The organism is Streptomyces sp. NPDC033177 (assembly GCF_055577715.1).
Map to the genome: position 1 here is coordinate 617,517 of NZ_JBVIPS010000001.1, position 26,138 is coordinate 643,654.

21 protein-coding genes and 2 pseudogenes are annotated in these 26,138 nt (G+C 70.4%); 8 read left to right on the forward strand and 15 right to left on the reverse strand.

The window, feature by feature from the left end:
* Window position 1: 1 nt before the first annotated feature.
* Window positions 2-247, forward strand: a pseudogene (locus tag ACZ5U5_RS02785) (siderophore-interacting protein); the annotation flags it as partial.
* Window positions 248-274: 27 nt separating this feature from the next.
* Here the strand turns inward: ACZ5U5_RS02785 and ACZ5U5_RS02790 are convergent.
* Window positions 275-1,153, reverse strand: a complete 879-nt coding sequence (locus tag ACZ5U5_RS02790; RefSeq protein WP_469015353.1) for a carbon-nitrogen hydrolase family protein — start codon at window positions 1,151-1,153, stop codon at window positions 275-277.
* A gap of 221 nt (window positions 1,154-1,374) precedes the next feature.
* Between ACZ5U5_RS02790 and ACZ5U5_RS02795 the strand changes: the two genes are divergently transcribed.
* On the forward strand, window positions 1,375-3,819 hold the full coding sequence (locus ACZ5U5_RS02795; RefSeq protein ID WP_469015356.1) for a SpoIIE family protein phosphatase: 2,445 nt from the start codon (window positions 1,375-1,377) through the stop codon (window positions 3,817-3,819).
* A 9-nt stretch (window positions 3,820-3,828) separates the two neighbouring features.
* Here ACZ5U5_RS02795 and ACZ5U5_RS02800 read toward each other — a convergent pair whose 3' ends face one another.
* The 5 genes from ACZ5U5_RS02800 to ACZ5U5_RS02820 all read right to left on the reverse strand — a co-directional run bounded on the left by ACZ5U5_RS02800 (window position 3,829) and on the right by ACZ5U5_RS02820 (window position 13,008).
* Window positions 3,829-4,656, reverse strand: coding sequence for an aldo/keto reductase (locus ACZ5U5_RS02800; protein WP_469015357.1), 828 nt, complete (start codon window positions 4,654-4,656; stop codon window positions 3,829-3,831).
* Window positions 4,657-4,845: 189 nt separating this feature from the next.
* A complete protein-coding gene (locus ACZ5U5_RS02805; protein WP_469015359.1) occupies window positions 4,846-6,264 on the reverse strand; it encodes an NAD-dependent succinate-semialdehyde dehydrogenase in 1,419 nt (472 codons plus the stop codon).
* 147 nt (window positions 6,265-6,411) lie between these two features.
* A complete protein-coding gene (locus ACZ5U5_RS02810; protein ID WP_469015362.1) occupies window positions 6,412-7,917 on the reverse strand; it encodes a hypothetical protein in 1,506 nt (501 codons plus the stop codon).
* Between the two features lie 343 nt (window positions 7,918-8,260).
* A complete protein-coding gene (locus ACZ5U5_RS02815) occupies window positions 8,261-11,566 on the reverse strand; it encodes a family 78 glycoside hydrolase catalytic domain (protein ID WP_469015364.1) in 3,306 nt (1,101 codons plus the stop codon).
* Window positions 11,567-11,829: 263 nt separating this feature from the next.
* Window positions 11,830-13,008: a serine hydrolase domain-containing protein gene (locus tag ACZ5U5_RS02820; protein WP_469015366.1), complete on the reverse strand. Its 1,179-nt coding sequence runs from the start codon at window positions 13,006-13,008 to the stop codon at window positions 11,830-11,832.
* 212 nt (window positions 13,009-13,220) lie between these two features.
* Between ACZ5U5_RS02820 and ACZ5U5_RS02825 the strand changes: the two genes are divergently transcribed.
* Entirely contained in the window at window positions 13,221-13,784 is a 564-nt protein-coding gene (locus tag ACZ5U5_RS02825; protein ID WP_469015368.1) for a DinB family protein, read from the forward strand.
* Between the two features lie 79 nt (window positions 13,785-13,863).
* Here ACZ5U5_RS02825 and ACZ5U5_RS02830 read toward each other — a convergent pair whose 3' ends face one another.
* Complete coding sequence (locus ACZ5U5_RS02830; RefSeq protein ID WP_469015370.1) at window positions 13,864-14,445, reverse strand: TetR/AcrR family transcriptional regulator; 582 nt, start codon at window positions 14,443-14,445, stop codon at window positions 13,864-13,866.
* Window positions 14,446-14,578: 133 nt separating this feature from the next.
* On the opposite strand from ACZ5U5_RS02830, the gene ACZ5U5_RS02835 reads away from it, so the two are divergent.
* Entirely contained in the window at window positions 14,579-15,703 is a 1,125-nt protein-coding gene (locus ACZ5U5_RS02835) for an agmatine deiminase family protein (RefSeq protein ID WP_469015373.1), read from the forward strand.
* Here ACZ5U5_RS02835 and ACZ5U5_RS02840 read toward each other — a convergent pair.
* Together ACZ5U5_RS02840 and ACZ5U5_RS02845 are read right to left on the reverse strand one after the other, a co-directional pair.
* Window positions 15,679-16,917: pseudogene (locus ACZ5U5_RS02840) on the reverse strand (S1 family peptidase). The gene ACZ5U5_RS02835 and the pseudogene ACZ5U5_RS02840 sit on opposite strands and share 25 nt — an antisense overlap.
* A gap of 131 nt (window positions 16,918-17,048) precedes the next feature.
* Complete coding sequence (locus ACZ5U5_RS02845; protein ID WP_469015375.1) at window positions 17,049-18,047, reverse strand: helix-turn-helix transcriptional regulator; 999 nt, start codon at window positions 18,045-18,047, stop codon at window positions 17,049-17,051.
* A gap of 90 nt (window positions 18,048-18,137) precedes the next feature.
* Between ACZ5U5_RS02845 and ACZ5U5_RS02850 the strand changes: the two genes are divergently transcribed.
* Both ACZ5U5_RS02850 and ACZ5U5_RS02855 read left to right on the forward strand, forming a co-directional pair.
* Window positions 18,138-18,599 carry a VOC family protein gene (locus ACZ5U5_RS02850; protein ID WP_469015377.1) on the forward strand — a complete coding sequence of 154 codons (462 nt, stop codon included), beginning with the start codon at window positions 18,138-18,140 and terminating at the stop codon, window positions 18,597-18,599.
* A gap of 121 nt (window positions 18,600-18,720) precedes the next feature.
* Complete coding sequence (locus tag ACZ5U5_RS02855) at window positions 18,721-18,912, forward strand: CsbD family protein (RefSeq protein WP_469015380.1); 192 nt, start codon at window positions 18,721-18,723, stop codon at window positions 18,910-18,912.
* A gap of 417 nt (window positions 18,913-19,329) precedes the next feature.
* Here ACZ5U5_RS02855 and ACZ5U5_RS02860 read toward each other — a convergent pair whose 3' ends face one another.
* The 5 genes from ACZ5U5_RS02860 to ACZ5U5_RS02880 all read right to left on the reverse strand — a co-directional run bounded on the left by ACZ5U5_RS02860 (window position 19,330) and on the right by ACZ5U5_RS02880 (window position 24,310).
* Window positions 19,330-20,109: a uracil-DNA glycosylase gene (locus ACZ5U5_RS02860; RefSeq protein WP_469015383.1), complete on the reverse strand. Its 780-nt coding sequence runs from the start codon at window positions 20,107-20,109 to the stop codon at window positions 19,330-19,332.
* Window positions 20,106-20,654 carry a cysteine hydrolase family protein gene (locus ACZ5U5_RS02865; protein WP_469015386.1) on the reverse strand — a complete coding sequence of 183 codons (549 nt, stop codon included), beginning with the start codon at window positions 20,652-20,654 and terminating at the stop codon, window positions 20,106-20,108. Before ACZ5U5_RS02865 ends, ACZ5U5_RS02860 begins: the two co-directional genes overlap by 4 nt.
* Before the next feature lie 69 nt (window positions 20,655-20,723).
* Window positions 20,724-21,260, reverse strand: a complete 537-nt coding sequence (locus ACZ5U5_RS02870) for a YceI family protein (RefSeq protein WP_469015388.1) — start codon at window positions 21,258-21,260, stop codon at window positions 20,724-20,726.
* Between the two features lie 136 nt (window positions 21,261-21,396).
* Window positions 21,397-22,902, reverse strand: a complete 1,506-nt coding sequence (locus ACZ5U5_RS02875) for a SulP family inorganic anion transporter (protein WP_469015390.1) — start codon at window positions 22,900-22,902, stop codon at window positions 21,397-21,399.
* A gap of 184 nt (window positions 22,903-23,086) precedes the next feature.
* Window positions 23,087-24,310, reverse strand: a complete 1,224-nt coding sequence (locus ACZ5U5_RS02880) for a 4-hydroxybenzoate 3-monooxygenase (RefSeq protein ID WP_469015393.1) — start codon at window positions 24,308-24,310, stop codon at window positions 23,087-23,089.
* 120 nt (window positions 24,311-24,430) lie between these two features.
* Between ACZ5U5_RS02880 and ACZ5U5_RS02885 the strand changes: the two genes are divergently transcribed.
* Window positions 24,431-24,943 (forward strand): hypothetical protein, encoded by a 513-nt coding sequence (locus ACZ5U5_RS02885; protein ID WP_469015395.1) that lies wholly within the window; start codon window positions 24,431-24,433, stop codon window positions 24,941-24,943.
* Window positions 24,944-25,025: 82 nt separating this feature from the next.
* Window positions 25,026-25,559: a chloramphenicol phosphotransferase CPT gene (cpt, locus tag ACZ5U5_RS02890; RefSeq protein ID WP_469015398.1), complete on the forward strand. Its 534-nt coding sequence runs from the start codon at window positions 25,026-25,028 to the stop codon at window positions 25,557-25,559.
* Between the two features lie 141 nt (window positions 25,560-25,700).
* Here the strand turns inward: cpt and ACZ5U5_RS02895 are convergent, their stop codons facing one another.
* Window positions 25,701-26,057, reverse strand: coding sequence for a PRC-barrel domain-containing protein (locus ACZ5U5_RS02895; RefSeq protein ID WP_469015401.1), 357 nt, complete (start codon window positions 26,055-26,057; stop codon window positions 25,701-25,703).
* Between the last annotated feature and the right edge of the window lie 81 nt (window positions 26,058-26,138).

A 26,138-nucleotide genomic window follows, 5' to 3' on the forward strand; every position in this document is an offset into this window, starting at 1 on the left:
CGAGGCCACGCTGCTCCTCACCCTGCTCGCCGACTGGACCCGGACGGCGGTCCTCGTCGAGGCCTCCCGCCCCGACGGCCTGAGCCCGCACGCGACCGAGGCTGCCTTGCGCGCGTATGCCGCCACCGGCAGCCCCCTGCGCGACTCCGCCGCCATCACCGCCCTGGCACAAGGATCAGGCTGGTACGTCGACCGCACCATCGCCCTCGGCTGGGGCGCGGAGGCGACGGTGCTTCGCCGGCCCTGACCCCGGGATGTCAGGGCCTGCCCAGTGTCAGGTCTCCCGCGGCCCGTCGCGCCAGCGCGGCGGGTCGATCCGGCCCTCGTACAGCGGGAGTTCGAGGGGCGGGCGGTCGTGGGCGAACGGGTCCCAGACCCGGGTGAGGCCCGCTGTGCCGTGGGTGCGGACCCGGCTTACCTCGGCGAGGTCGAGGACGTCCGTCACGACGATCTCGGGTTCGGGGCCCGACTCGGCGCGGACCCGGCCCTCGGGGTCCACGACGACGCTGCGGCCGATGCCGTCCGGGGGCGCCGCGTTCACACTGGCGAGGAACACCTGGTTGACGATCGCGTTGGCGCGGGCGAGGACGATTTCCTGGGCGCGGTCGACGGTCGGTGTGCGCACCAGGTTCACCACGAGGTCGGCGCCCTGCCACGCCAGGTGGCGCGTGACCTCGGGGAACCACGCGTCGTAGCAGATCGACAGGCCGACCCGTCCGTGGCCCTCCAGGTCGAAGACGACGAAGCTGCTGCCCGCGGCCGTCGTCTCGCAGGGGAGCCAGGGGAAGACCTTGCGGTACGCGGCGACGCGCCGCCCCTCGGGCGAGTACACCGGTGCCGTGTTGTAGATCTGGCCGTCGGCAGCGCGCTCGTACACGCTTCCGGGGATGAGCCACAGTCCGAGTTCGCGGGCCAGGCCCGCCAGCATCCCGCCCCGGGGGCCGTCGATGTCCTGGGCGGCCGCGGACATGACCCGCTCGGGGTCCTCGTCCGGCCGGTGGCCGCACACGTGCAGCTCCGGGAACGCGAAAAGGCGCGCTCCCGGATAGGCGCGGGCGAGGCGGCGCAGCTGGTCCGCGAACGTGTCGAGGCTGTCGTCGGCGTGATGGAGGGCGGCCGCCTGCACCAGGCCGATCGGCAGTGGGGTGGGCATGGGGAGGGGGCACCTTCCGCGTTCGGGGGTGTCCGGGCGAGGGACGTGCAGCAGGTAATCACCCGGCTGCCGACGGGACAAGATCCCCATTTCCTGTGCGAACCACAGGACAATCCTGCGGGTGCGCGGACGCCACGGTTTCGCCGGGCGGGTGTACCGCAGTTGTGCCCGTCCCGGGGACAGCGGATTCTGTAGGGGATGAACGGGGCTGATGTGGCGCCATGAAGGCATGGAACGAGGAGCAGGGTGCTGAATTTCGTGGTCCCCTCGACGTCACCAGGGCGGCCACGGTGGTCGTCGATGCCCAGGACACGGTCATCGGCTGGAGCCCCGCGGCGGAGCGGCTCCTCGGATACCCGCCGCAGGAGATCGTCGGCAGGCCCCTGACCACGTTCCTGTCCCCCGGCCCGACGCCCTCCTTCCTCCCTCTCCCTCCTCAGGTCCGGGGGAACGAGCTGCACGTCGCCCGGCATCAGGACGGGCGTGACCTGATCGTCGCCACCGCGGTGTGCCCCCTGCCCGGCGCGGGCCCGGCCGCGCGCGTCCTCGTCGCGACGGAGCTGCAGGATCTGCGGCTGTGGGAGTCCCGCCTTGCGCTGCTGCAGGGCCTGGCCACCCAGTCACCCGTCGGTCTGGGCATCTACGACTCCGACCTGCGCCTGACCTGGTGCAACGCGGCGTACGAACGAGAGATAGGGCGTCCGTTCGCCGAGTTCCGTGGCCTTCGGGCCGATCAGCTGTACTCCGGCGGGAAATTCGTGAGCAAGGGGCATCCGCCCACGCTCGAAGAGGTCATGCGGCACGTCCTGGACACCGGAGAGCCGTTTCTGGACCTCCACTTCAAGGGCAGGCCGCCCAGCGACCCGGAGACGGACCACCTCTGGTCGTGCGCCTACTACCGGCTTCAGGACGCCGACGGGCGTGTCATCGGGGTGTGCGAGGACGCCTTCGACATCTCCGACCGCTACAAGGCCCAGCGACGTCTTGCGCTGCTCGTCGAGGCGGGCCGCGGCATCGGGACCGCCCTCGATGTGCGGGCGACCGCGGAGAAGATCACCGAGGTGGCGGTGCCGGAGTTCGCCACCACGGTGACGGTCGATCTCGCCCGGGAGGTCCTCGAGGGCGAGGTGCCCCCCACCATCGGCGCGGCGGCGGCATCCCTGGTGCGGGTCGCCCGCTGCTCGGCCGAGGAAGCCGAACGGCTCGAGCCGGGAGGTCATCCTTCCCACTGCAGGCCCAGTGACCGCGGTCCCGCCGATCGCGGGCGCGCCGCTCCCGCCGAGAACCACCCGCCGGTGGAGTACCCGCCCGGTTCGCCGCAGCATCGCAGCCTCTCCTCGGGCGGGCTCGTGCTCGACGACGCGGCTCTGGTCGTGCCGCTGCGGGCCGGGAACAGCACGCTGGGGCTCGTCACCTTCGTCCGCGACACCGGATCGGCCACCTTCGACAGCGGCGAAGTGGCTCTGGCCGACGAGCTGGTCGCTCGTACGGCGGTGTCCATCGACAACGCCCGCCGATTCACCCGTGAGCGCACCGCGTCTCTGGCCCTGCAGCGCCAGCTGCTGCCGCGGCACGTTCCGGAGCAGTCGGCGGTCGAGGTCGCGCACCGCTATCTGCCCACGGACGACGTGACGGGCGTCGGCGGCGACTGGTTCGACGTCATCCCGCTGTCCGGCACCCGCGTCGGGCTCGTGGTCGGGGACGTGGTGGGCCACGGCCTGCAGGCGGCCGCCACCATGGGCCGACTCCGTACGACCGTACGGGCGTTCGCTCAGATGGACATGGACCCCGTCGAGCTCCTGTCGCGGCTCGACGATCTGGTGGCGCAGTCCGCGGAGGAGCAGCGCAGCGAGCTGGGCACACCCGACGCGACATACGCCGATGTGACCACCGGGGCGACCTGTCTGTACGCGGTGTACGACCCGGTCTCGCGGCGCTGCGTCATGGCCAGGGCCGGGCACCTGCCGCCGGCCGTGGTCACCCCGGAAGGGCCGCCGACCTTCCCCGACCTGCCGGCAGGACCGCCGCTCGGCCTCGGCGGTCTGCCGTTCGAGTCGGCGGAGATCGAGCTGCCGGTGGGCAGCCTCCTCGCCCTCTTCACCGACGGCCTGGTCGAGGCGCGCGACCGCGACATCGATCACGGACTCGACACACTGGGCCAGGTGCTCAGCGACCGGCACGCATCGCTGGAGGAACTGTGCGACCGGGCCGTGGCGGAGCTGCTGCCGAGCGGCTCGACGGCCGACGACACGGCCCTGCTGCTCGTCCGTACCCGCGAACTCGACACCGCGCAGGTCACCGAATGGGAGCTGCCCCCCGAGCCTGTCGCCGCAGGACAGGCCCGGGAGCTGGCGACCCAGCAACTGCATCGATGGGGCCTCGAGGAACTGGCGTTCGCGACCGAGCTCGTCGTCAGCGAGCTGGTCACCAACGCGGTCAGGTACGCCGAAGGCCCGATCCAGGTGCGCCTCATCCGTGACCGCACCCTCTTGTGCGAGGTCGCGGACCGGGGCCACACCTCGCCCCACCTGCGCCACAGCGGCGATGAGGACGAAGGCGGGCGCGGCCTGTTCATCGTCGCGCAGCTCGTGCAGAGGTGGGGGACGCGCTACACCCGCTCCGGCAAGACCATCTGGACGGAACTGGCCTTCCCCACGACGGTGTGAGGCCGAGTTTCAGCCGTTGAAGCGATCCGGGTCCGGGCCGGTCCGCTCGTCACGGTTCAGGGCGGAGATCTCGCCGATGTCGCCCTGGCTGAGCTCGAAGTCGAAGACGTCGAAGTTCTCCTCGATGCGCTTCTGGGTCCCGGACTTGGGGAAGACGATGTCTCCGCGCTGGAGGTGCCAGCGCAGGGTCACCTGGGCGGGCGTCTTGCCGACGCGCTGTGCGATGCGGTTGATCGTCGGGTCGTCGAGGACCTTGCCCTGCGCGATGGGCGACCAGGCCTCGGTGGCGATGTCGTGCTCGGCGCCGAAGGCCCTGACGTCGTCCTGGGTGAGGTAGGGGTGCACCTCGATCTGGTTGACCGCGGGGACCACGTCGCTGCCCTCAAGCAGCCGGCGCAGGTGGTGGGGCTGGAAGTTGGAGACCCCGATGGCCTTGGAGCGTCCCGAGCGGTAGATCTCCTCCAGGGCCTTCCAGGTCTCCACGAAGTCGCCCTCGCCGGGCAGTGGCCAGTGGATGAGGAAGAGGTCCAGGTAGTCGAGGCCCAGATCGTCCATCGTCCGGTCGAACGCCTTGAGGGCGTCGTCGTGCGCGTGGGCGCCGTTGTTGAGCTTGCTGGTCACGAAGACGTCGGCGCGGTCGATGCCGGAGTCACGGACCGCCTGGCCGACCTCCTTCTCGTTGCCGTACATCTGTGCCGTGTCGATGTGGCGGTAGCCGGCCTCAAGGGCGGCCAGCGTCGTCTCCCGGGTCTCCTCCGGCTCGATCTGGAAGGTGCCGAAGCCGAGCTGGGGGATCTGCACGGCGTTGTTGAGGGTGATGGCGGGTACTGCGGTCACGGTGGCTCCTTGCTTTGCTGGTTTCGCGGGCGGAGGACGCCATGGGCTCTCTGTCAGAACGGCTTGCCGTTCACTCAGCCGCAAAACACACCTATGGTCATCTTTTGTCCCGCCGTGGACGGGCGGGCGGTACGGGCGATGCAGGCTGTACGGGCAATGCAGGCTGTACCGGCGGGGGCGCCGGATCGCTCAGCCTGCGATGCCGTGCAGCTCCGCGTCGGGCGGCAGGATCCGGACGAGCTTGCGGTTCACGAATTCCCGCATGCCGAGCTTCGAGAGCTCGCGCCCGTAGCCGGAGCGCTTGATGCCGCCGAACGGCAGGTCGGGCTGGGTCGAGGTCGGGTGGTTCACCCAGACCATGCCGGTCTCCACGCGCTCCGCCACCCGGCGGCCGCGCTCCACGTCCGCGCAGAACACGGATCCGCCGAGGCCGTACTGGCTGTCGTTGGCGAGGGCGATCGCCTCGTCCTCGTCGGCGACGCGGTAGATGACCGCGGCGGGACCGAAGAGCTCCTCGGCGTAGGCGCGCATGCCCGGCTTGACGCCGGTGATAACCGTCGGTTCGACGAAGGCGCCCGGACGGTCGATCCGATGGCCGCCGGTGACCAGTTCCGCGCCTTGCTCCACCGTCTCGCGGATCTGGTCGGCCAGGTCCGAGGCGGCCTGTTCGGAAGAGAGCGGGCCCAGGGTGGTCGACTCGTCCGCGGGGTCGCCCGGCCGCAGCTCCTCGAACTGGCGGCGCATCCCCTCGACGAAGTCGTCGTACACGTCCTCAAGGACGATGAAGCGCTTCGAGGCGACGCAGCTCTGGCCGGTGTTCGCCATCCGGCCTGCCACCGCCGCCCCGATCGTGCGCTCGAGGTGCTCGCCGTCGAGGACGATGAAGACGTCACTGCCGCCGAGTTCGAGGAGGCTGGGCTTCATGTTCCGCCCGGCCCGTTCCGCGACCTTGGCCCCCGCTCCCTCGCTGCCGGTCAGGGAGGCTCCGCGGACCACGGGGCTGTCGATGATGCGGGAGATCTCCTCGTGGCTCACGAAGAGGTTCGTGTAGACACCTTCCGGGGCCTGCGCGTCACGGAAAAGCGCCTCCAGGGCGAGGGCGGACTGCGGGCAGATGCCGGCGTGCTTGACCAGCACGGTGTTGCCGAGCACCAGGTTCGGGCCCGCGAAACGGACCACCTGGTAGAGCGGGAAGTTCCACGGCATGACGCCGAGGAGCACACCGAGGGGTTCGCTGACGAGGTACGCCTCTCCCTCGCCCTCGAAGTCCAGCGGCTCGGCGGCGGCGAAGTCCGGCCCGTGCCGCGCGTAGTACTCCAGGATCGACGCGGCGAGGTCGACCTCTCCGCGCGCCTCGGAGATGAGCTTGCCCATCTCCAGGGTGATGAGCTGGGCCAGCTCTTCCTTGCGTTCCTTCATCAGGTCGGCCGCGCGTGCGACGACGGCCGCGCGCTCCGCGATCGGGCGCTCGCGCCACGCGTCGAACGCGTGGCCCGCGGTCTCCAGCACCGCGTCGACTTCTCCGCCCTCGATGACCGGGAACTCCACGAGGGTCTCCCCCGTGTACGGGCTCACGGTCGCGAACGAACTTTTGCGCTGATCCGACATGAACTCTCCAGAGCGACGAGTGCGGGCATGGGGCGGAACGTCACGTTCCGGCCCCATCCCGGGGTACCCGTCACCACGAGACGCAAACAGCTCATATGCCAAAAACAGCGCATATGCCCACGGTGCGAGGCGGGCTTTCGGCTCGCGTCATCCCCGGCTGTCCGCCCGCACCGCGGGGCCCAGATGAATGCGCAGGTCACCGACCCGACGGGACGGCCAGTCGCGCGCGTAGCCCGGCGGCCGGTCCTTCTCCGGGACAAGAGTGGCCGTCGGCGTCCGCTGCGCCGTCCGGAGGAGGTCCGCCTGAGTCGTGCTCGCGTTGTGCCCCTGGGTCTGGGCGGAGGAGCACCCGGCGTAGAAGCCGATCGGGAGAGCCTCATGCCCGTTCACCACACAGGGCGGCCGTACGCCGAGCTGGTGCAGCGCGGCCGCCGTACGGGCCCACTCCTGGCGACCGGCGGTCGAGCGGGCCACGGTGTCCTCGAGGACCACGTACTGCATGGCCAGATGCCCGGCGAAGAGCAGTGCCGCCAGCGTCACCGCCACCGGCCGCCACGTCCGGCGCACGGTGGTGACCAGGTGAACGAGTGCGTCGGCGACCGGGATGGCGAGCAGTGCGTAGAACGGCAGCAGGAAGCGCGGGGCGGCGTATCCGATCATGAAGAGGTACGGGATGCCCGCCGTCGTGGCGCAGGCCAGCGGCAGAAGCGTGCGCGCAGTGCGCCGACCCTTGACCGCGACGGCGAGGCCCAGCGCGGCGAGCACCGGCAGGGCGAACCACCACGCGATCAGCTCCGGGGCCGGAAGCGGGCTGTCGCACGGGCGGCACAGGGTCTGGCCGCCAAGGCCGCGCAGTTGGTCCAGGACGGCGATGTTCCAGCCGAGGCCGCCCTGGATCCGGGAGGCGTCGGCCAGGCGCGCGTCGAGCCCACCGAAGCTGGCGTACGCCTCGGCCACCCAGCCGACGGCCCCCGACCCGAGACCCACGACGAGCGCCGCGAGGAGCCGCGGCCGCCGCCACCGGCGTACGCACAGCAGCAGCACGAACAGCGGCAGGACCACCCAGACGGCGTCGGTGGGCCGCATCCAGGCAAGCAGCGCCGCGCTCGCGCCCGCTCCCCACAGCGCGGCCCGATCGCGGCGGTCGGCCTGGACCCGCAGGAAGCAGCCGACCGCGGCCAGGGCGCCGATCGCGACCCAGTAGTTGGGCATGACCTCAGGGCCGTAGAAGACGGTCACCCAGAGCGTGGCGAACAGGACGCCGGCCAGGATCACCACCCGCTGCGGGAAGAGCCCGCGCCAGACGCGCAGCGCCAGGAAGAGGCCGAGGCCGGACAGCAGGGCCATGTAGACCCGCAGGAGTGAGGTGGACGACGACCAGGAGGCGATCGGCGCGGCCAGCAGGGAGACCCCGCGGGAGCGTGGCGCACTGAAGAACGCCGGCGGAGCGTGACCGCTGACCTGGCTGACGTACACCGCCTCGTCCCAGCCGAGCCCCATGCCGGGGCGCACGAGGGCCAATTGGACCAGCGCGAAAGCCACCGCCACGGCAGCCAGCCACCCCTGACCGGCGGCGCGTCGCGGCGTACGGACGATCGGCGTCGGGCCGCGGCTCTGCACTCCGACGAGCGGGGCACTCAAGGTCTTGACCATCGCCTGCCTTCCCCCTACCCGCGGCAGGGCTCCCCTTTCGGCCCATAAGACGCAGGACGAAAGGCGTAAGTCGGAAAAACGTCCACAAACTAACCCGACTTACTGGGGAGCGCAGCGCGAAGGTCCGGGGCGTGTTCCGATGACGGAGGCAGGGGCGGGAGAACCAGCAGGCCAAAGGGCGCCTGTCTCTCCCGGACGGGGACCGGAACAATGACCCTTCCGGGTGTGATCGCCCTGCCCATGGCCGCCGACACCCAGCGCAGATGGCCCGTCTGACGGCCCGTCTGCTGCGTCCCCGCCTTGGCGCCGAGCACCGAGGCGGGGGCACAAACGTCCGGGAGTGTCAGGGGCGCCCGCTGAACCTCCACGTCCCGTGCGGCGCGCGGTACACCGCGTAACCCGGTTCCGTGCGCACGAACTCAGCGCCCTGGGGTGCCTGTGCCGCCTTGCGCGACCCGGCCGGTACGTGGACCTCGGCAGTCGCGCCCACCGGGACCCGCACCGTGAGGCGTACGGTCTCGTCGACGCGGGACCAGGACACCTCCGCGGGACCGCGTACGGTGTGGAACTCGGTGCGCGCCCACGTCACGCCCGTACGCGCGTCGGGCCGCACGGTGAAGGTGCGATACCCCTCGTCACCGGGACGCAGCCCCGCCACGTTCTCGTACAGCCACTGCACCACGGTGCCCTGGAAGTAGTGGTCGCGCGAGCGTGAGTCGAGCGGCCACATCTCCCACATCGTGTCCGCGCCGTTGTCGAGCCAGTGGCCCCAACTCGGGTACGTGCGTTGGGTGGCGATGGCGTGGGCCACGTCGGAGTGGCCCTGCGCGCTGAGACAGCGGAGCAGCACGCTCGTGCCGAGGCAGCCCGTGTTGAGGTGGTTGCCCCGCTTCTTGATGTCGTCGAGGAGCGAAGCGGTGACGCTTGCCCGCGCGCCGGGCGGCACCAGCCCGAAGGCCAGCGGGATGCAGTTGTTGGTCTGGCGGTACTCGGGGTCCTTGGCCGTACGGTAGTGACCTTCCGGGGCCAGGAACGTCGCGTTGAGGTTCTTCTTCAACTCCTCGGCGGTTTCGAGGAAGCGCCGCCGGACATCGTTGTCACCCGCTATGCGTGCCATCTCCGCGGTGTCGGTGAGCGCCCGGTGCAGATACGCGGTCGCGGTGAGCCGCGTGTCCTCGGGCGGGTTGCCCCCGTAGCCGGGTGAGAGATAGTCACCGAGGGCCGTGACCGCAAGACCGTCCTTCAGCCGGTCGGTCTCCCAGTCCAAGTACCGCACCAGCGTGGGCAGATGCTGGTCGATGACGCGCTCGTCGCCGTAGACGCGGTACATCTCGCGCACCAGGAACGGGTAGACCGTGGTCCACTCCGGGGACGGGCCGAGGTCCCCGTACCCCCAGCCTCCGCTCGGCACGATCACCGGCAGCTGGCCGTCCTTGTTCTGGCTGTCCCGCAGGTCGCCGAGCCACTTGCTCAGGAACCGGTGCATGCCCAGGGCGTACATCATGACGGGCGCGCCCACCTGCGCGTCCCCTGTCCAGCCGTTCTTCTCGTACATCGGCGTGTCCGTGGGGATGCCGTGCAGGTTGTTCTGGATCGTGCGCCGCATGGCCTTTTCGAGGCGCTCGTAGAACGGCTCGGAGCACGTGAAGGTGCCGGTGTCATCGACGGGCGTGTGCACAAGGCGGCCGAGCACGTCGTCCAGGTCGGGTTTGCCCGGCAGCCCGCTGATCTGCACATAGCGGAAGCCTTTGTACGAGAAGCGGGGCTCCCACACCTCGTCGGCGCCGCCGCCCGCGCAGATGTACTCGTCGGTCTGGAACCGGCCGGGCACGTGCCCCGTCTCGGCGTGCACGCTTCCGTCGTCCTTGAGCTTCTCGCCGTGCGCGAGCCGCACGAGGGTGCCCGCGCCGGCACGCACACGCAGTCGCGTCCACCCCGCCATGGTGCGTCCCATGTCGACGATCCAGTCGTCACCGTGCGCCTTCACCGCCACAGGGCGCACGGTGTCGATGACCTCGATCGCGTCGTGGGGCTGCGCCCGCAGCTCACCCTTCGGGGGGTCACGGCGTACGGGCCGCTGCCATCCCCCGTCGTCGAACCCCGGCTCGGCCCACTGCCGGGGATGTCTGCGGGCATCATAAGTCTCGCCCGCATAGAGGGAGTTGAGGAGGGTCGGGCCCTCCGTGATCCGCCACGAGCTGTCCGTGGCGACGGTGGTGCGGGAGCCGTCCGGGTGATCGATCTCCAGCTGCCCGAGGAGTTGGGGCTCCCCGTGCCACGGCGGCTTGTGCCAGTTCCATACGTTGGGCGTCGTCATGCCGTAGAAACCACGGCCGAGCGTGACGCCGATGGCATTGGAGCCCCGACGGATCTGGTCCGTCACGTCGTGCACGGCGTAGAACACCGTCTCGTCGTAGTCCGTGAACCCCGGGTCGAGCACCTGTCGGCCGACCCGTCGGCCGTTGAGGTGAGCCTCGTAGTAGGCCAGACCGCTGACGTAGAGGCGGGCGCGCATCACGGGCTTGCGGACGGTGAACTCGCGGCGCAGCAACGGCGCGGGCTGCTCGGTCGCCGGAACCTGTGCGGCGCTGCCCCAGGGTCCTTCACCGTACGGCGCGAGCACCTTCGCCTCGGGCCAGCCGCTGTCGTCGAAGTCGGCCCCCTGCCAGCCGTCCTGCTCGGACTCGGCACATCGCCATCCCGCCCCGGTCACCAACTCGTGGGAGTCGCCGCCGGATCGCATCAGCAGACGGACGAGCAGGCCGCCGGGGTTGACCGAGGCGCTGCCGCGGTTCGTCGCGCGGGCGGCGACCACCACTCGCCGGCCTGCGCCTCGCACGCGCTCGGTCACATCGGCCAGCCGCGCGGTCCGCCAGCCGTCGGTCTGCTCCGGGGCGTGCAGCGCCTCCTCGCCGTCCACGTAGAGGGTGAAGTCGTCGTCGGCGGTGGCCACGACCTGGGCGGCGGAGACATCGATCCCCTCGGGCAGCTCCAGGACGCCTCGGAACCACCTCGCCCCCGCCGGCGCGTCCTCCACGGTGGAGCCGGGCGACCAGATCCATGACGCCCCTTCGAAGCCCGGCGGGTTCGGGGCCGCGCTCGCGCCGATCCAGTGCCCCCGCCAAGCGTCCTTGGCCAGCGCGGTCTCCCACCAGCCCGTGGTACTCCAGGCGGAGGCCCGGCCGTCGGCACCCCAGACCCGCACCTGCCAGTGATAGCGCGTACGAGGCTTCAACGAGGGCCCGCCGTACGGGACTCCGAGGGTCCGCGAGGAAGTGACGCGACCGGAGTCCCACACCGCTGCGGCGCCCTTGCCGCTCTCGCCACCCTTGCCGCCGCCCGCGCCGAGCGAGACCCTGATCTGATACGCGCTCTGCCGGGCGCCATGGCCAGGCGCCGAGAGTTCCCAGCTCAGCCGGGGCTCGGCGACGTCCGTACCGAGGACGGACGTCGCGTACTCAACCGTGGTGCGCTCGACTCTCAGCACCCCTCCCGCCGACTCCCCTTGGCCCCCGTGCTCGTCCGCGGCGGCTGCGTCGATGCCCTGGCCCAGCCCGATGACGCCCACTCCGGCGCCGACCGCGGAGGTCCGCAGAAAGGCCCGCCGGTTCCACGCACTGCCGCGCGTCGTCTCACGCTCTTCGCTCATCACACGTCCCTTGGATGATGAATCCGAGTGCCCACAACATAAATGAAACGTTTCATTCGGGGCACGGCAAGCCTAGGTCGAGCACGGCGGGCAACTCAAGAGGTGTGCGGGGCAAGAGGTGTGCGGGGCAAGAGGTGTGCAGTGACGGGCGGTTGCGCAACAGCCCCGCCCGGCACACGCCGAGCGGGGGCTCGTCGGGCACGGTCAGGACCGCCACAGCTTGCGGCTGATGGGGCATCAAGTGCCAGGCGACTCACGCTAGTTCACCGGCACAAGGCGGCATCCACGACCTTGTCGACGCGCTCTCTGCCCGCCGCGTCATCCAGTTGCATGGTCACCGCGACATTGACCGCGCGGCCGTCGTCGGTGGCTCCACCCCGGGTCTCGTAGCCGGGGAAGCTGCCGCCGTGGCCCCAGTAGAGGCCGTCGCCACACGGCAGCGGCTTGCTCACAAGTCCCAGGCCATAGCGGGCGCCGGGGCCGAAGGTCTCTTCGGCGGGGCGGGTGGAGCCGCGCATCTGGGTGAGCTGGGCCCGCGGCAGGAGGTCGCCGCCCAGGAGTGCGGAGTAGAAGCGGTTCAGGTCGGAGTTGGTGGAGATCAACTGCCCCGCGGCCCACCCCCAGGAGGGGTCGATCTCCGTGATGTCCCGCAGCGGCGCGTCGGGCGAGTCCCGGTAGTAGCCGTGAGGGTGGGGGCCTCGGATGCTCGCGTCGCCGGGGGCGGGGAAGTAGGTGTGGCGCAGCCCGACGCGCTTGATGATGCGCCGGTCCATCTCCTCGGCGAGGGGGTGGCCGGTGATCTTCTCGACGAGCAGGCCGGCCAGCACGTAATTCGTGTTGCTGTACGCCCACTTCTTCCCGGGGTCGAAGTCGGCCTTGTGCCTCAGTGCGATGTCGAGGAGTTCACGGGGCGCGAAGTACCGGACGTCGTCGCCGAGGTAGTTGCTGTAGTTGGGGAGACCGCTGGTCTGCTGCAGGAGGTGGCGGACGGTGATGCGGCTGCCGTCGATGCCGTCCCCGCGGACGAGGCCCGGCAGATAGGTGTCGATCGAGGTGTCGAGGCCGATCTTCCCCTCGCCGACCAGTTGCAGCACGACCACCGCGGTGAAGGCCTTGGTGTTGCTGCCGATCCGTACATGACCGTCCCTCGGCACCTTCGAGCCGGTGGCCACATCGCCGACCCCCGCGGTGTAGCTACGGGTGCGGTCCTCGCGGCTCTGCACACTGGCCAGCGCAGCGGGCAGCCCGTCGGAGCCCACCAACCTGTCAAGACCCCGCTGGACGCTGTCGACGGCGTACGGCCTGGCGTCGGATACAGCGGGTGGCGCGAGGGCGCCCGCCGTCATGACGCCGACGACCACTGCGACCGCGACCGGGAGTGCTCTGCGCGGACCTCCCTGCCGCCGGGAAGAACGGAACCTCTGCCATGCCTGCTCACGCACGCGCCAACTCCTGGGGATACATGGGGAAACCTGCGGCATTTGCCGTTCCCAGCATGTCCGGGGGCGACGGCCCGGCACGATCCTGCTGGCTGCCCGGACCGGGTGGGGATAACCCGAGGACACAGCTCACCATCTAGGACAGCTGCTGGCCTATATGCCTCCTAATGTGTTCCTTGACCGGCGAGACAGGCACACCGGAAGGCGAAAGAACCATGACTGCGACCGAAGCGACCACCACCCCCGACGCCGACGAAGCGACCCCGGCTGTCACCGGCGAGCGCGCCGAGTGGCTGGAGACGCTGGCCAAGCACCGGCATTTCCTGCGCTTCACCGCACGTGACCTCACCGACGAGCAGGCCGGGCAGCGGACCACCGCCAGTGAGCTGTGCATCGGCGGCCTGATCAAGCACGTCACCGCGGTGGAGGAGTCCTGGGTGGACTTCATTCTGGACGGCCCGTCGGCGATGCCGGACTTCATGGCCATGACCGAGGCCGACTGGGCCGCCCACAAGGACAGCTTCCGGGTGCTTCCGGGCGAGACGCTGGCAGGCGTGCTGGCCGACTACACAGAGGTGGCCCGCCGGACCGACGAAGTGGTCGCCACCTTGCCCGACTTGGACGTCTCGTGGCCGCTGCCGAAAGCGCCGTGGTTCCAGGAGGACGCGCAGTGGTCGGTCCGGCGGACCCTGATGCACATCGTCACGGAGACAGCACAGCACTCGGGCCACGCCGACATCATCCGCGAGTCCCTGGACGGTGCGACGAGCATGGCGTGAGGTGGGCGGGGCTGCCACCGACTGCCGGGACGTGCAGCTGACCTAATTTTCAGCGGTGGAAGAATCCGTCCCCGTGCCGCTATTTCTCCTGCAGCAGCGCCAGCTCGGCGTCAAGGGCGCCGCGCATCAGGTCACGCGCGTGGTCGATGCGCAACCCGCCGCTGAGCCAGCGCATGCTGAGTCCTTCGAGCAGGGCCGTGAGCCGCTCGGCCGCCGCGGCCAGGGCGGGCGCCGGGGCGGTCGGTTGCACCTGCCCGAGGAGGGCCGCCACCTCCTGCACCCACACGAGGGTCGCCCTGGCGAGGTCTTCGCGCAGCACCTCGTCGAAAACGGCGCTCGCCCGCAGCTCGCCCCACGCGGTGCTGTTCTCCCTGACCACCTGGGTGTCCTGCAGTTCAAGGAGGAGGGTCTCGTCCAGTTCCGCACGCGGGGACAGCGGTTCGGCGTCCGCCGCGCGGCCGGTGGTGTAGCGCTCGGCGCGGTCGTTGATGAACTCCAGCGTGTGGCGCAGGATCCCGGTGCGGTCCTTGAAGTGGTAGTAGATCAACCCGGTCGACACCCCCGCCTCGGCGGCGAGTTCTTCGACGCGCAGGCCGCGGACGCCGCGGCGGGCGATGAGCCGCGCGGCCGCTTCGAGGATCTGAGTGTTGCGAGACGCCATGGATCCCCACCCTATCGGGCCCTTCGGGGTGCGGCGCCCCGGGATACACCTCGTTTTTGACTGAATTTTCAGTTTGTGTCAGAGTCGAGGATCATCACAGCCGTGTGACCCCCTCGAATGTCCGGAGCGCACCGTGTCCCCCCTCTTCCCCTCTCGCCGCACGACCCTCCGGACGCTCGCCGGAATCGGCACCGCCGCCCTCGGCACTTCGGCGTGCGGGCCGGGCGCCGAGGCCACGGCCGGCAAGGGGCTGCGCATGGGTGCCGAGTGGGAGAGTCACGCGCGCACCTTCATGTCGTGGCCCGCCCTGGAGTCGGTATGGGAGGAGGACCTCCCGTACATTCGCGAGGACATCGCCCGCGTCGCCCGTGCCGTCGCGGAGTACGAGTACGTCGTGATGCTGGCCAGGCCCGAGCAGCGGAAGGCCGCCCAGCAGGCCTGCGGGCGCGACGTCGAGGTCATCTCCCTGGCCGTCGACGATCTGTGGGCCCGTGACACCGTCCCCGTGTTCGTGGAGCAGGACGGTGACGTGGTCGGCGTCGACCTCCACTTCAACGGGTGGGGGAACAAGCAAAAGCACACGAACGACGCCCGCGTGGGCCGCACCCTCCTGTCGAAGTACGACATCCCGCGCCGGGAGGCTCCTCTGGTCGCCGAGGGCGGCTCCTTCGAGACCGACGGCGAGGGGACCCTCCTCATCACCGAGAGCTCGATCGTCAACGACAACCGCAACCGGGGGAAGAGCCGGGACCAAATCGAGTCCGAGCTCAAGCGGACGCTGGGCATCGAGAAGGTGATCTGGCTGGCCGGCGTGCGCGGCGAGGACATCACCGACGCGCACGTGGACAGCCTCGTGCGGTTCACCGCGCCGGGGGTGGTGCTCCTGGACCGCGCGGTCCCGGACATGCCCGCCGACTCCTGGTCGCGAGCGGCCGATCAGGCGAATGCCGTGCTCGGTGAGGCCGAGGACGCCAAGGGCCGGTCCTTCGAGGTCATCGATCTGCCGCAGCCCGACCCGGACAGGATCAGGGGTGAGGGCGACGACTTCGTCTCGACGTACGCCAATTTCTACGTCGCCAACGACGCGGTGTTCCTGCCCGAGTTCGGGGACCGGAAGGCCGACTCACGCGCGCGGAGCATCCTGCGGGAGCACTTCCCCAAGCGGGACGTCGTGCCCGTCCGGATCGACACCATCGCCTCTGGCGGGGGCGGCATCCACTGCGCCACCCATGATCAGCCCGGCGAGCCGGTCGACTGACGGGCGTTCACCGCGGCGCCTCCCGCCCTGGGGCGATCGGCGCCGCGATGGTCACGGCCCCCCTCTCTCAGGGCTCCACACGCTCCTCAGTTGCCGCCCGCGCCGATCTCGGCACCGACCGCCGCCAGTGCGGTGGTCACTGGCTGGAAGAAGGTCTCGCCGCCCGCGGTGCAGTCGCCGCTGCCGCCCGAGGTGAGGCCGACCGCGCTGCCGTCGGCGGTGAACAACGAGCCCCCGCTGTCTCCGGGTTCGGCACACACGTCGGTCTGGATGAGCCCGCTGACGGTGCCTTCCGGATAGTTCACGGTGGCGTTGAGGCCGGTGACCGCGCCGGACTGGAGGCCGGTGGTGCTGCCCATGCGGGACACCTCCTGGCCGACCGCCGCCTCGGCGGCCTGCACGATCTCCACGGTCTGGCCGTCGCCGGTGTTGACCGTGCTGGGGGCCTCCGTCGCCGGGTCGTCGTACGTGACCAGCGCGAAGTCGCCGTCACCGGGGAAGGTGGCGGCCTGGACGGTTCCGATGGCCGCACCGTCCTGGGCGTCCGACCAGCTTTCGGCGGCCACCCCGCAGTGCCCCGCCGTGAGGAAGCCGGGACTGCCGTCCTCGGTGGTCACGTTGAAGCCGAGCGAGCAGCGTGCGCCGCCTCCGAAAATGGCGTCGCCGCCCGCCGCGAAGGGCTTGAACTCCCCCGCGGACTTCTGGATGCGGGCCATGCCCGAGCCGAGAGAATCGACGGTCGCCTCGAGCTTGTCCCAGCGTTCGCCGGTGACGGTGCGGTCGGCCGTGACGACGATCTGATTCGTCCTGGGATCGGTGGCCCACGCGGTGCCGGACATCGTGGCCCGGCTGGCCAACGTCTGGGTGGCCGAGCCCAGTTCACCGGAACTGTTGTCGACGCTGCGCACCACCGCTCCAGCTCTCTTCACCTGTACGTCGACCGCGTTGTTGTCGCCCACGACGTTGACTACGAGCTGCTGCTTCGCCTCGTCGTAGTACGCCCCGGCGTAGGCGTCACCCAGCTGCGAGGCCAACGGCTCGACCAGCTTCGTCGCCGACGCCGCGCTGAGCCTCTTGGCAGCGGCCCCTGAACCGGTCTCCGACCCGGACTGCGAGGCGTTGGCCTGCTGCAGCAGGACGGCCGTCGCGACCATGCCCAATGCCGCAGCCCCTGCCAGCACGGCCTTTCGCTTGGGTATTCGCTTGTGCCTCAACTCGTCGCCTCCTGTGGGGGATTCCGAATACGCTCACCGGCCGGAGCCGGGGACATGTCCGGTCCTAGATACGGGTGCGACGAGAGTTGTGTTCATCGAACGGGAGTTGCGTTTCCCGGGCGGCTCACGGCTCAGGGCATCTCGACGCCCGGTGAAGGCGGGGTAGTTGGGGCCGCCGCGTGGAGTCTCTCCGCCAGCACGCGACAGCGTTCGCCCAGTTCCGGTGGATCGAGCACCTCGAAGTCATGCCCAAGGAGGAGGACGTGCATGAGCACGGCGTCGAGGTGCTCGGCACCGCTGAGCACCTCGCAGCTCCCGCTCCCCCGCGGCCGGACGACCGCCGCCGACGCCGGGATCTGCCCGCGCACCGTGGCGGTCGGCGCGTGCACGAGGAAGCGCGCCCGATGCGTATAGACCCGGCTGGCCACACCTTCTTGTACGTACGCCGCGGCGTCGGGCGCCTCGCGCGGGCTGAAACGGAAGGTCCGCGCGGACGCGTCGGTCATCCGGTCGACGCGGAAGCTGCGCCAGCCGTCGCGGTCGAGGTCGTAGGCCAGGAGATACCAACGCCGGTCGGAGGCGACCAGGCGGTAGGGCTCGACCCGCCGCCCTCGCACCTCGCCGTTGGACGGGTAGTCGAAACCGGCCTCGACCTCGTCGCGGCACGCCCTGGCGAGCGTCACGAGCACCCCGGGATCGACGGGCGCGCGGCCACCCTCGAAGAACTCCACCGAGTCGGAGAGCGCGCGCACCTCGTGCCGCAGCCGCGCGGGCAGCACCTGGTCGAGCTTGGACAGGGCCCGAAGCGCGGCCTCACCGGCACCGGCGACCCCGCCGCCCGCCCCCGCGAGCAGGGAGACCGCGGTGGCGATCGCCTCCTGGTCGTCGAGCAGCAGCGGCGGCAGCTCCCGCCCCGGGCCGAGCCGGTAGCCGCCGCCGACGCCCTGGCCCGCGTACACCGGATAGCCGAGTGTGCGCAGGCGCTCCACATCGCGCCGTACGGTGCGCGTCGTGACCCCGAGCCGGTCGGCGAGCTCGGGGCCGGTCCATACCTGGCGTTGCTGCAGCAGCCCGAGCAGGGTGAGCACGCGCTCGGTCGTACCCAGTTCACCGTCGGGTGCCTCGTCCATGAGGTCACCCTGCCAGGTATGGCGGACCGATCCTGTCCGCCATACCTGGCAGGGTGACCTCATGGGTACCGCCACGAACGGAGCAAGCCGATGAGCCGCCACATTCAGATCACCTTCGACGCCCACGACCCGCGGGCACTGTCCTCCTTCTGGCGCGACGCGCTGGGCTACGTCCACCCCGGCCCGCCCGGAGTCGACCTGCCCGAAGGAGCCGACGCGCTCGCGGCGTGGGATGAGTTCCTCGCGCGGATCGGCGTACCGGAGGATCAGCGCAACGCGAAGTCGGCCATCGAGGACCCGGAAGGGGACGGGCCGCGTGTGTTCTTCCAGCAGGTCCCGGAGGACAAGATCGCCAAGAACCGCGTCCACCTCGACGTCCGTGCGGCCCCCGGCCTACAGGGGGAGGAACGCATGGCGGCACTTGAGGCCGAATGCGACCGCCTCGTCGCGCTCGGAGCCAAGCGCGTGCGTCGCGACGAGCCCGCTCCCCCGATGAGCGCCGGTTTCCTGGTGATGACCGACCCCGAGGGCAACGAGTTCTGCCTGGACTGAGCAACCCGTCACGGTGTGTGACGGCTGGACGGGCGAGGTCTCCATGTCCCCCTTACGTTGAACGCAGAGGCCCACACCGTGGGTGACACCCGGTGGGCGCTGTACCGACAAAGGAGTGGTCATGGCTGACAAGGGCGGCATGGACAAGATGAAGGGCAAGGCCAAGGAGATGACCGGCAAGGTCACCGGCGACCGCGGCAAGCAGGCCGAGGGCAAGATGGACCAGGCGAAGGGCGAGGCCAAGAAGTCCATGGGCGACGCCCGTGACCGCGCCGAGGAAGCGCGCGACAACATGAAGCGCCGCGACGCCTGACCAGACTTCCGCAGAAGCCCCCGCCCACTCCCGTGCGGGGGCTTCTGCCGTTCCAGGTGGCCTCCCGGCCGTCTCCCGGTTGTCTCTAGGCCGCCGAGATGAATCGTTCCGCTCGCCACAGCGTGTCGGGTGCGTGGGGTCCGCCCGCCGGGAGGGTGTGCGGCATCGTCGCCCCGGTGGTCCGTGAAGGGGGGAGGGTTTGGGGGGGGGGGGGGGGGGGGGGGGGGGGTTGGTTTTCTTCCCCCCCCCCCCCCCCCCCCCCCCCTGAGCGGCTGCGGCGGCGTCCAGGAGCGCGAGGATTCCGCGTCGGCGGTCGTGCTCCGCTTCCAGGAACACCTGCGGAAGCCGGTCGGCTCGGCCCATGACTCGACCGGGGTCGAGGGCGGCTGAGGCCACCGGCGGCGACTGCCTTGCCGGTCAGTCCTGCCCGTCCGCCCGTGTGTACGGAGCGATGCCCGCCTCGCCCGCCGCCTCCCGCAGGACGTCCTTGAGCATGTCCGGGGTCAACCGGCCGGTGAACGTGTTCCGCTGGCTGACGTGGAAGCAGCCGTACAGGGTGACGGGGCCCAGCCCGGATTCCCCGGGCGCGACGGCCCCCGAGCGCCCTCCGGTTTCCTCCGCGCCCGCACGTTCCAGCGTCACCCGCGCTCCGTGCGCGAACCGCGGCCGTGGCTTCGGCACGCGCCAGCCCGCCGCCGCGAACGCCGGCAGGGCGGCCTGCCAGCCGAACGCCCCCAGGATCACGGCCGACCGCAGCCGCGGCCCCAGCAGCTCCATCTCCCGTACGAGCCATGGCCTGCACGTGTCGCGCTCGGCAGGGGTCGGCTTGTTCTCCGGCGGCGCACAGTGCACCGGGGAGGTCACCCGCACCCCGCGCAGCGTCAGGCCGTCGTCGATGGACACCGCGTGCGGACTCGACGCGAGGCCCAGGTCGTACATCGCCCGGTAGAGGACGTCTCCGGAACGGTCGCCCGTGAACATCCGGCCCGTCCGGTTACCGCCGTGCGCCGCGGGCGCGAGCCCGATGACGAGCATGGAGGCATCGGGCGGCCCGAACCCGGGCACCGGCCGGGCCCAGTACGTCCAGTCCATGAAGGCGGCCCGCTTGACGCGCCCCACCTCCTCCCGCCACTCGACGAGGCGGGGGCAGGCGAAGCACCCCGCGACACGCGCGTCCAGTTCGTCCAGCGGGTTCATGCGGACCCGAACAGCGCCTCGTCGGTGGAACGGACCAGGCGCGCCTGCATATTCCGTTCCATCATCTGCAGCGCGGCCGCCGCGAGGTCACCGTGGATGCTCGCGCAGGCGTCCTCGGCCACGACGACGTCCAGGTGCCTGATGTGCGCGTCGAGCGCCGAGTAGAGGACGCACTGCTCGGTCACCTGCCCGCACAGGAGCACGGACTCGATGCCGCGCTGGCTGAGCAGGTACTCCAGAGGGGTGTCGTAGAAGATCGAGTGCCGGGCCTTCACCACGAAGAGCGAGTCGCCCGTGGGACGGATCGGGGTGACCAGATCGGCGTGCGGGCCGCTCAGGGCGATGTCGAGCAGTTCGTCGTGGTGCGAGCGCCACAGGCCGAAATTGTCGTTGGCGTAGATCACCGCGATGTCTTCCTGCCGCGCCCGCTCGATCAGTCTGCGGATGTTGGGCAGGACTTCCTCGACCGACTTACGGAGGATTTCCGCATCGGGGTGCTCGTACGTGTTGATCATGTCGATGACGATGAGAGCCTCTACAGCCATGCTCAGAGTCCATCATGTGCCGCACCCTGATCGACGGACGCCCCGCCTGAGAGCGCGGTGGGGCCTGCCTCACGGGCCGACCGGAACCGCTTCGACCGCGAGGTGGATGTCCAGGCGGCGGCCGGTCATGCCCTTGGCCGTGGTCACACCGAACGCGTACCGGTCGACGGTGGCCGTGCCCTCGACGGTCAGGCGCCGTCCGTTCAGCTCGACCGCCCCGACCGTGACGGCCACGGGCCGCGTGACACCTCGTACCGTCAACTCCCCCTGGAGCATTGCCGTGCCCGTCGCGGACCGCGTCACCTGCCGGCTGCGGAACTCGATCTCCGGGTGCCTGGCCGCGTCGAGGTAGTCGGCGGACGTGACGTGCCGGTCGCGGCGCTCCAGGCCGGAGTCGAACGAGGCCGCCCCGACGGTGACGTCCACCGAAGAGGCGTCGACGGGGTCGGCCACGGTGATCTGCCCCCGGCTGATGCCGAAGGTGCCCCGGACCGGGAACAGGCCGAAGATGGTGCGCGTCCGGAAGCGCACCGTCGAAGCCGCCGCGTCGATCTCGTACGTCCCGCTCATCGGCGTCCTCTGCTGTGTCGGACTCGACAGAACCATGGCCTCAGCGCCTCCCTCTGCTGCCGTCCGCGGTGGCTCGGGCACCCCGCGGTCCTCTCAGCGTGCCTGCGGGGCGAGGCGCATGGCAGATCCGGATGTCGCCGGTCCGCCAGTACAAATGTCCCGCCTCGGAAGGTCAGTGGCCGCCCGTGAGTTCGCCGGTGAGCTTCTCGTGGATCTGGGCGCTCGGCTTGTTCAGGCCGATGATCTGCACGGTCTTGCCGCGCTGGGCGTACTTGTTCTCGATCGCGTCCAGGGCGGCCACGGAGGAGGCGTCCCAGATGTGGGCGGCCGTCAGATCGATGACGACCTTGTCGGGGTCGCCCGCGTAGTCGAACTGTCCGACGATGTCGTTGGACGAGGCGAAGAACAGCTCGCCGGTGACGGCATAGGTCACCCGGCCGCCGTCCGGGTCGGTGGAGGCGGTGACCTCGGCGAGGTGGGCGACGCGCTTGGCGAAGATGACCATCGCGGTGACCGATCCCGCGACCACGCCGACGGCGAGGTTGTGCGTGGCGACCACGCACACGACGGTGACCACCATGACCGTGATCTCACCGGCCGGCATCCGCTTGAGCGTCTTCGGGGCGACGGAGTGCCAGTCGAAGGTCGCGAAGCAGACCATCACCATCACGGCGACCAGCGCGGCCATGGGGATGTCGGAGACGACGGGGCCGAAGACGATGCACAGGACCATCAGGAAGGCGCCCGCGAGGAAGGTGGAAAGGCGCGTGCGGGCCCCGGACACCTTCACGTTGATCATCGTCTGGCCGATCATGGCGCAGCCGCCCATGCCGCCGAAGAAGCCGGTGACGATGTTGGCGATGCCCTGGCCGATGGACTCACGGGTCTTGGAGGAATGGGTGTCGGTGATGTCGTCGACGAGCTTGGCGGTCATCAGGGACTCCATCAGGCCGACCAGCGCCATGGCGAACGCGTAGGGCGCGACGGTCGTCAACGTGTCCATGGTGAACGGCACGTCGGGCAGGCCGGGCACCGGCAGGGAGGACGGCAGCTCGCCCTTGTCTCCGACGGTCGGCACCGCGATCCCGGCGCCGACCGTGATGACCGTGAGGATCACGATGGACGCGAGCGGTGCCGGGATCACCTTGGTGACCTTCGGGAAGAACACCATGAGGGCGAGCCCGGCCGCGATCAGCGGATAGACGGGCCAGGGCACGTCGTGCATCTCGGGGACCTGCGCCATGAAGATGAGGATGGCGAGGGAGTTGACGAAGCCGACCATCACGCTGCGGGGCACGAACCGCATCAGCTTGGCGACACCGAGCGCGCCGAGGGCGATCTGGAAGACACCGGCCAGGATGACGGCCGCGACGAGGTACCCGAGTCCGTGCTCGCGGTTGAGCGGGGCGATGACCAGGGCCACCGCGCCGGTCGCGGCGGAGATCATCGCGCGGCGTCCGCCGACGATCGAGATGGTCACGGCCATGGTGCAGGAGGCGAAGAGACCGATCGCGGGGTCCACCCCGGCGATCACGGAGAACGAGATCGCCTCGGGAATCAGCGCGAGCGCGACCACCAAGCCGGCGAGCACCTCGGTGCGCCACACCTTCGGGTCGGAGAGCCAGCCGGGGCGCAGGCCGCGCAGCCGGGCGGCCTGGGACGGTGCGGACGTGGACAAGAGTGGTACCTGTCATGCTCGGGCAGCGCCTGGCATCACCCTGGGCGTGCGGGAAAAGGGCGCCGGGAGCGCTGCGCTCGACGGCTGCGACACGGCGGGGGAGGTCCCCCAGCCTAACCGGGCGGCGAGCCCGTAAAGATCGGTGAGGACCCCGCGACGCCGCGCGCGTCCCCCGCTCCGAGCCTCAGCAGTCGGCGCCCTTTCCGATGTAGAGCTCGGCGAACGCGGCCGCGGCCGCCGGCGAGCCGAGGATCCTGCGCAGCCGGGCGGTCGCGATGCCCGCCTGGAACGGGTCGCCCGACGACGCCCCGTGCAGCAGCTCCGAGAGCCACCGGGAGAACTCCTGGTACTGCCACACCCGTGGCAGGCAGGCTTCCGAGTAACCGCTCAGGCCGCTCTCGTCCCCTGCCGTGCAGGAGGCGACGAGAGCGTCCCCGAGCAACAGGGCGTCGTGGAGGGCCAGGTTCATGCCCTTCGCCGCGATGGGGGCGGCGAGGTGCGCGGCGTCGCCCGCCAGGTACAGCCGCCCGTACGACATGGGTTCCACCACGTAGTTGTGCATGTCCAGGACTCGCTTCTCGATCAGTGGCCCCTCGGTGAGCGGCGGCGCTCCCGCCACCGTGAGGCGGGCGTGCAGCTCGGACCAGACGCGCTCGTGCGGCCAGTTCTCGGGGTCGTCGCCGGGCGGGCACTCCAGGTAGTAGCGGGTGACCTGGGGGCTGCGGGCCATGTGGGCCGCGAAGCCACGCGGATGGAGGCCGAAGACGACGCAGTCCGATGACGGCGGGGCCTGGGCGAGGAGGGCGAGCCAGCCGATGCCGTAGTCGTGCCGGGCGACGGTGGCCTGCTCCGCCGCGGCGTAGGTGCGCGTCACGCCGCGCGCGCCGTCGCAGCCCGCGATGGCGTCGCACTCGATGCGTGTGCGCTCGCCCGTCTCCGGGTCGGTGTACGACACCGAGGGCTGGTCCGTGTCGATGCCGTGCAGCTCCACGTCGCGTACGCCGAACCGGATGTCGCCGCCCGCCCGGTCGGCGTAGGCGCCCACCAGGTCCGTCACCAACAGGGGCTGGGGGTAGACGAAGTGGCGGTGCCCGGAGAGCTCTCCGTACGCGAAACGGTGGCGCTCCCCCGCCCAGCGGAACTCGCATTCGCCGTGCGTCTGCGCGTGGGTCAGGAGACGGTCGGCCAGACCCCGCTGTTCCAGGGCGCGCACGGCCCATTCCTCGATGAAGCCCGCGCGGGGCCGCTGCTCGATGAACGCCCTGCTCTCCGTCTCCAGGACCACGCAGTCGACGGAGGCGGCACGGAGGATGTTGGCGACGGTGAGGCCCGCCGGTCCGGCTCCCACGACGACGATGCGGGCACGCCGTCGGGGCGCGGAGGGCTCGGGAGCCGAGGCGAGGTTCATCCGGAAATTATGACGCGGACACGACGAGCGGGAGACCACCGGGCAGGAGACCGCCGGTCAGGTGTCCGTCCGGGCCGCGACCGTCGGATGGGGTGCGACAATCTGCCCGGGACCACGCCCGTGCCCGAGCTCCGGCGCGTCGTCCCGTTGCGGGAAGCGCCGGTCACGGACGTCCCCGGGGCAGCGGCGCCCCGGCGGGCCGGCGGTGGGGAGGAAACGATGGTCGTGGAGTGGCGGTACATCGCCAAAGGCGTGCGGGTCGTTCCCGAACCTGTGGCCACGCCCTTCATCTGGACGGGAGCCTATGCGGGCGCCTTCGTGCTGGTGACGGCGCTCGATCTGCTCGGTGCGCTCGACCGGACGGGAATCGCGCTCGCGGCTCTTTCGGTGCTTGCCGCGCTCCTGGGGGTGCGGGGCCGTTTCGTCGCGGCGCCGGGGACGGCCCTGTTGTGCTGGCTGCTTCTGAACTTCTTCGCCGCGCATCCCATCGGTGAGATCTCCTGGGCCGGACACCGGGACCCTGAGTGGATCACGTGTCTGCTGGCCGCGGCGCTCGTCGGTACGACGGCGGGCCGGGTGCTCCACGCGCGGGCCGCCTACCGACGCGTCGGCCCGTACGACAGCACACGCTGACCGGGCGAATCGCGGACGACACCCGGGACGAGCCCGACGAAAACCGTTTCCGGTGTCGCGATGTGGCTCCTACCCTGGCGCGGTGACCACTCAAGTGATCGTTCTCAATGGCGGTTCCAGCTCCGGGAAGTCCGGCATCGCGCGGTGCCTGCAGGCGGTGCTGCCCGATCCGTGGCTGGCATTCGGCTGCGACACACTGGTCGACGCCATGCCCGCGTCCATGCGGACCGGTTCGGAGGGAATCGAGTTCGCCGACGACGGCAAGGTGGCCGTCGGCCACGAGTTCCGGACGCTGGAGGCGGCCTGGATCGAGGGAATCGCGTCGATGGCCCGCGCCGGAGCCCGGATCATCGTCGATGAGGTCTTTCTCGGCGGTCCGGCGTCGCAGGAGCGGTGGCAGAAGGCCCTCAGGGATGTAGGGGTGCTGTGGGTCGGCGTCCGCTGTGACAGCACGGTCGCCGCGGGCCGGGAGACGGCACGGGGCGACCGGGTCGCCGGAATGGCCGCGTCCCAGGCCGCATTGGTCCACCACGGCGTGCATTACGACATGGAAGTGGACACGACGCACACCGAATCCTTGGAATGCGCCCGGACCATCGCCGCACGCGTCCGCTGAGCGAAAGCACCGGTGGACATGAATTCGGCCGGGATGGTCCCTCCGCGTACACCCGCATAAACGCCTGATGGCGTCCGAGGCATGAGGTGCCTCGGACGCCATCGTGTCAATGGGGCGGAATGTTCACGCCACCGCTTCGGATCAGTGACCCGGGCCGAGGCCGCCGTAATAGCCGCCGAGCTGGTCACGGTAGGCGGGGTCGCCCAGGTGCTTTTCCTTGTCGAACTCGGGAGCGTCCTTGATCTGCTCCTTGGTGCGCGAGACGAGGATCTTGCGCGCCTCGTGGTCGATGGCGGTGACGGTGCTCGCAGGCAGGAGCACCTCCTTGCCGAAGATCCACACTCCGGTGTCGACCACGATGTACTGGTTGGCGACCTCGTTCGAGTGCTTGTCGACCTTGCCGATGGCGCCGTCGGCGGCCTCGACCTTGTAACCGGTCAGATCGGCGTCCGGGCCGTGCCCGGCGGTGGGAGCGTAGCTCCAGATTTCGTTGCTCATCGAGAACTCCTCAATTCGTTTTCCCCGAGACGCGGGGATTCACATAGCGGGAGGAGATGATCAACCTCCATCGCATCGGGT

Excerpts from the sequence above, each read along its gene's own strand:
- ACZ5U5_RS02790 (WP_469015353.1), bottom strand. The coding sequence starts at position 1,153 with ATGCCCACCCCACTGCCGATCGGCCTGGTGCAGGCGGCCGCCCTCCAT.
- ACZ5U5_RS02850 (WP_469015377.1), top strand. The coding sequence starts at position 18,138 with ATGAGCCGCCACATTCAGATCACCTTCGACGCCCACGACCCGCGGGCA.
- ACZ5U5_RS02830 (WP_469015370.1), bottom strand. The coding sequence starts at position 14,445 with ATGGCGTCTCGCAACACTCAGATCCTCGAAGCGGCCGCGCGGCTCATC.
- ACZ5U5_RS02845 (WP_469015375.1), bottom strand. The coding sequence starts at position 18,047 with ATGGACGAGGCACCCGACGGTGAACTGGGTACGACCGAGCGCGTGCTC.
- ACZ5U5_RS02895 (WP_469015401.1), bottom strand. The coding sequence starts at position 26,057 with ATGAGCAACGAAATCTGGAGCTACGCTCCCACCGCCGGGCACGGCCCG.
- ACZ5U5_RS02815 (WP_469015364.1), bottom strand. The coding sequence starts at position 11,566 with ATGAGCGAAGAGCGTGAGACGACGCGCGGCAGTGCGTGGAACCGGCGG.
- ACZ5U5_RS02805 (WP_469015359.1), bottom strand. The coding sequence starts at position 6,264 with ATGTCGGATCAGCGCAAAAGTTCGTTCGCGACCGTGAGCCCGTACACG.
- ACZ5U5_RS02825 (WP_469015368.1), top strand. The coding sequence starts at position 13,221 with ATGACTGCGACCGAAGCGACCACCACCCCCGACGCCGACGAAGCGACC.
- ACZ5U5_RS02855 (WP_469015380.1), top strand. The coding sequence starts at position 18,721 with ATGGCTGACAAGGGCGGCATGGACAAGATGAAGGGCAAGGCCAAGGAG.
- ACZ5U5_RS02860 (WP_469015383.1), bottom strand. The coding sequence starts at position 20,109 with ATGAACCCGCTGGACGAACTGGACGCGCGTGTCGCGGGGTGCTTCGCC.
- ACZ5U5_RS02880 (WP_469015393.1), bottom strand. The coding sequence starts at position 24,310 with ATGAACCTCGCCTCGGCTCCCGAGCCCTCCGCGCCCCGACGGCGTGCC.
- ACZ5U5_RS02810 (WP_469015362.1), bottom strand. The coding sequence starts at position 7,917 with ATGGTCAAGACCTTGAGTGCCCCGCTCGTCGGAGTGCAGAGCCGCGGC.
- ACZ5U5_RS02865 (WP_469015386.1), bottom strand. The coding sequence starts at position 20,654 with ATGGCTGTAGAGGCTCTCATCGTCATCGACATGATCAACACGTACGAG.
- ACZ5U5_RS02795 (WP_469015356.1), top strand. The coding sequence starts at position 1,375 with ATGAAGGCATGGAACGAGGAGCAGGGTGCTGAATTTCGTGGTCCCCTC.
- ACZ5U5_RS02870 (WP_469015388.1), bottom strand. The coding sequence starts at position 21,260 with ATGGTTCTGTCGAGTCCGACACAGCAGAGGACGCCGATGAGCGGGACG.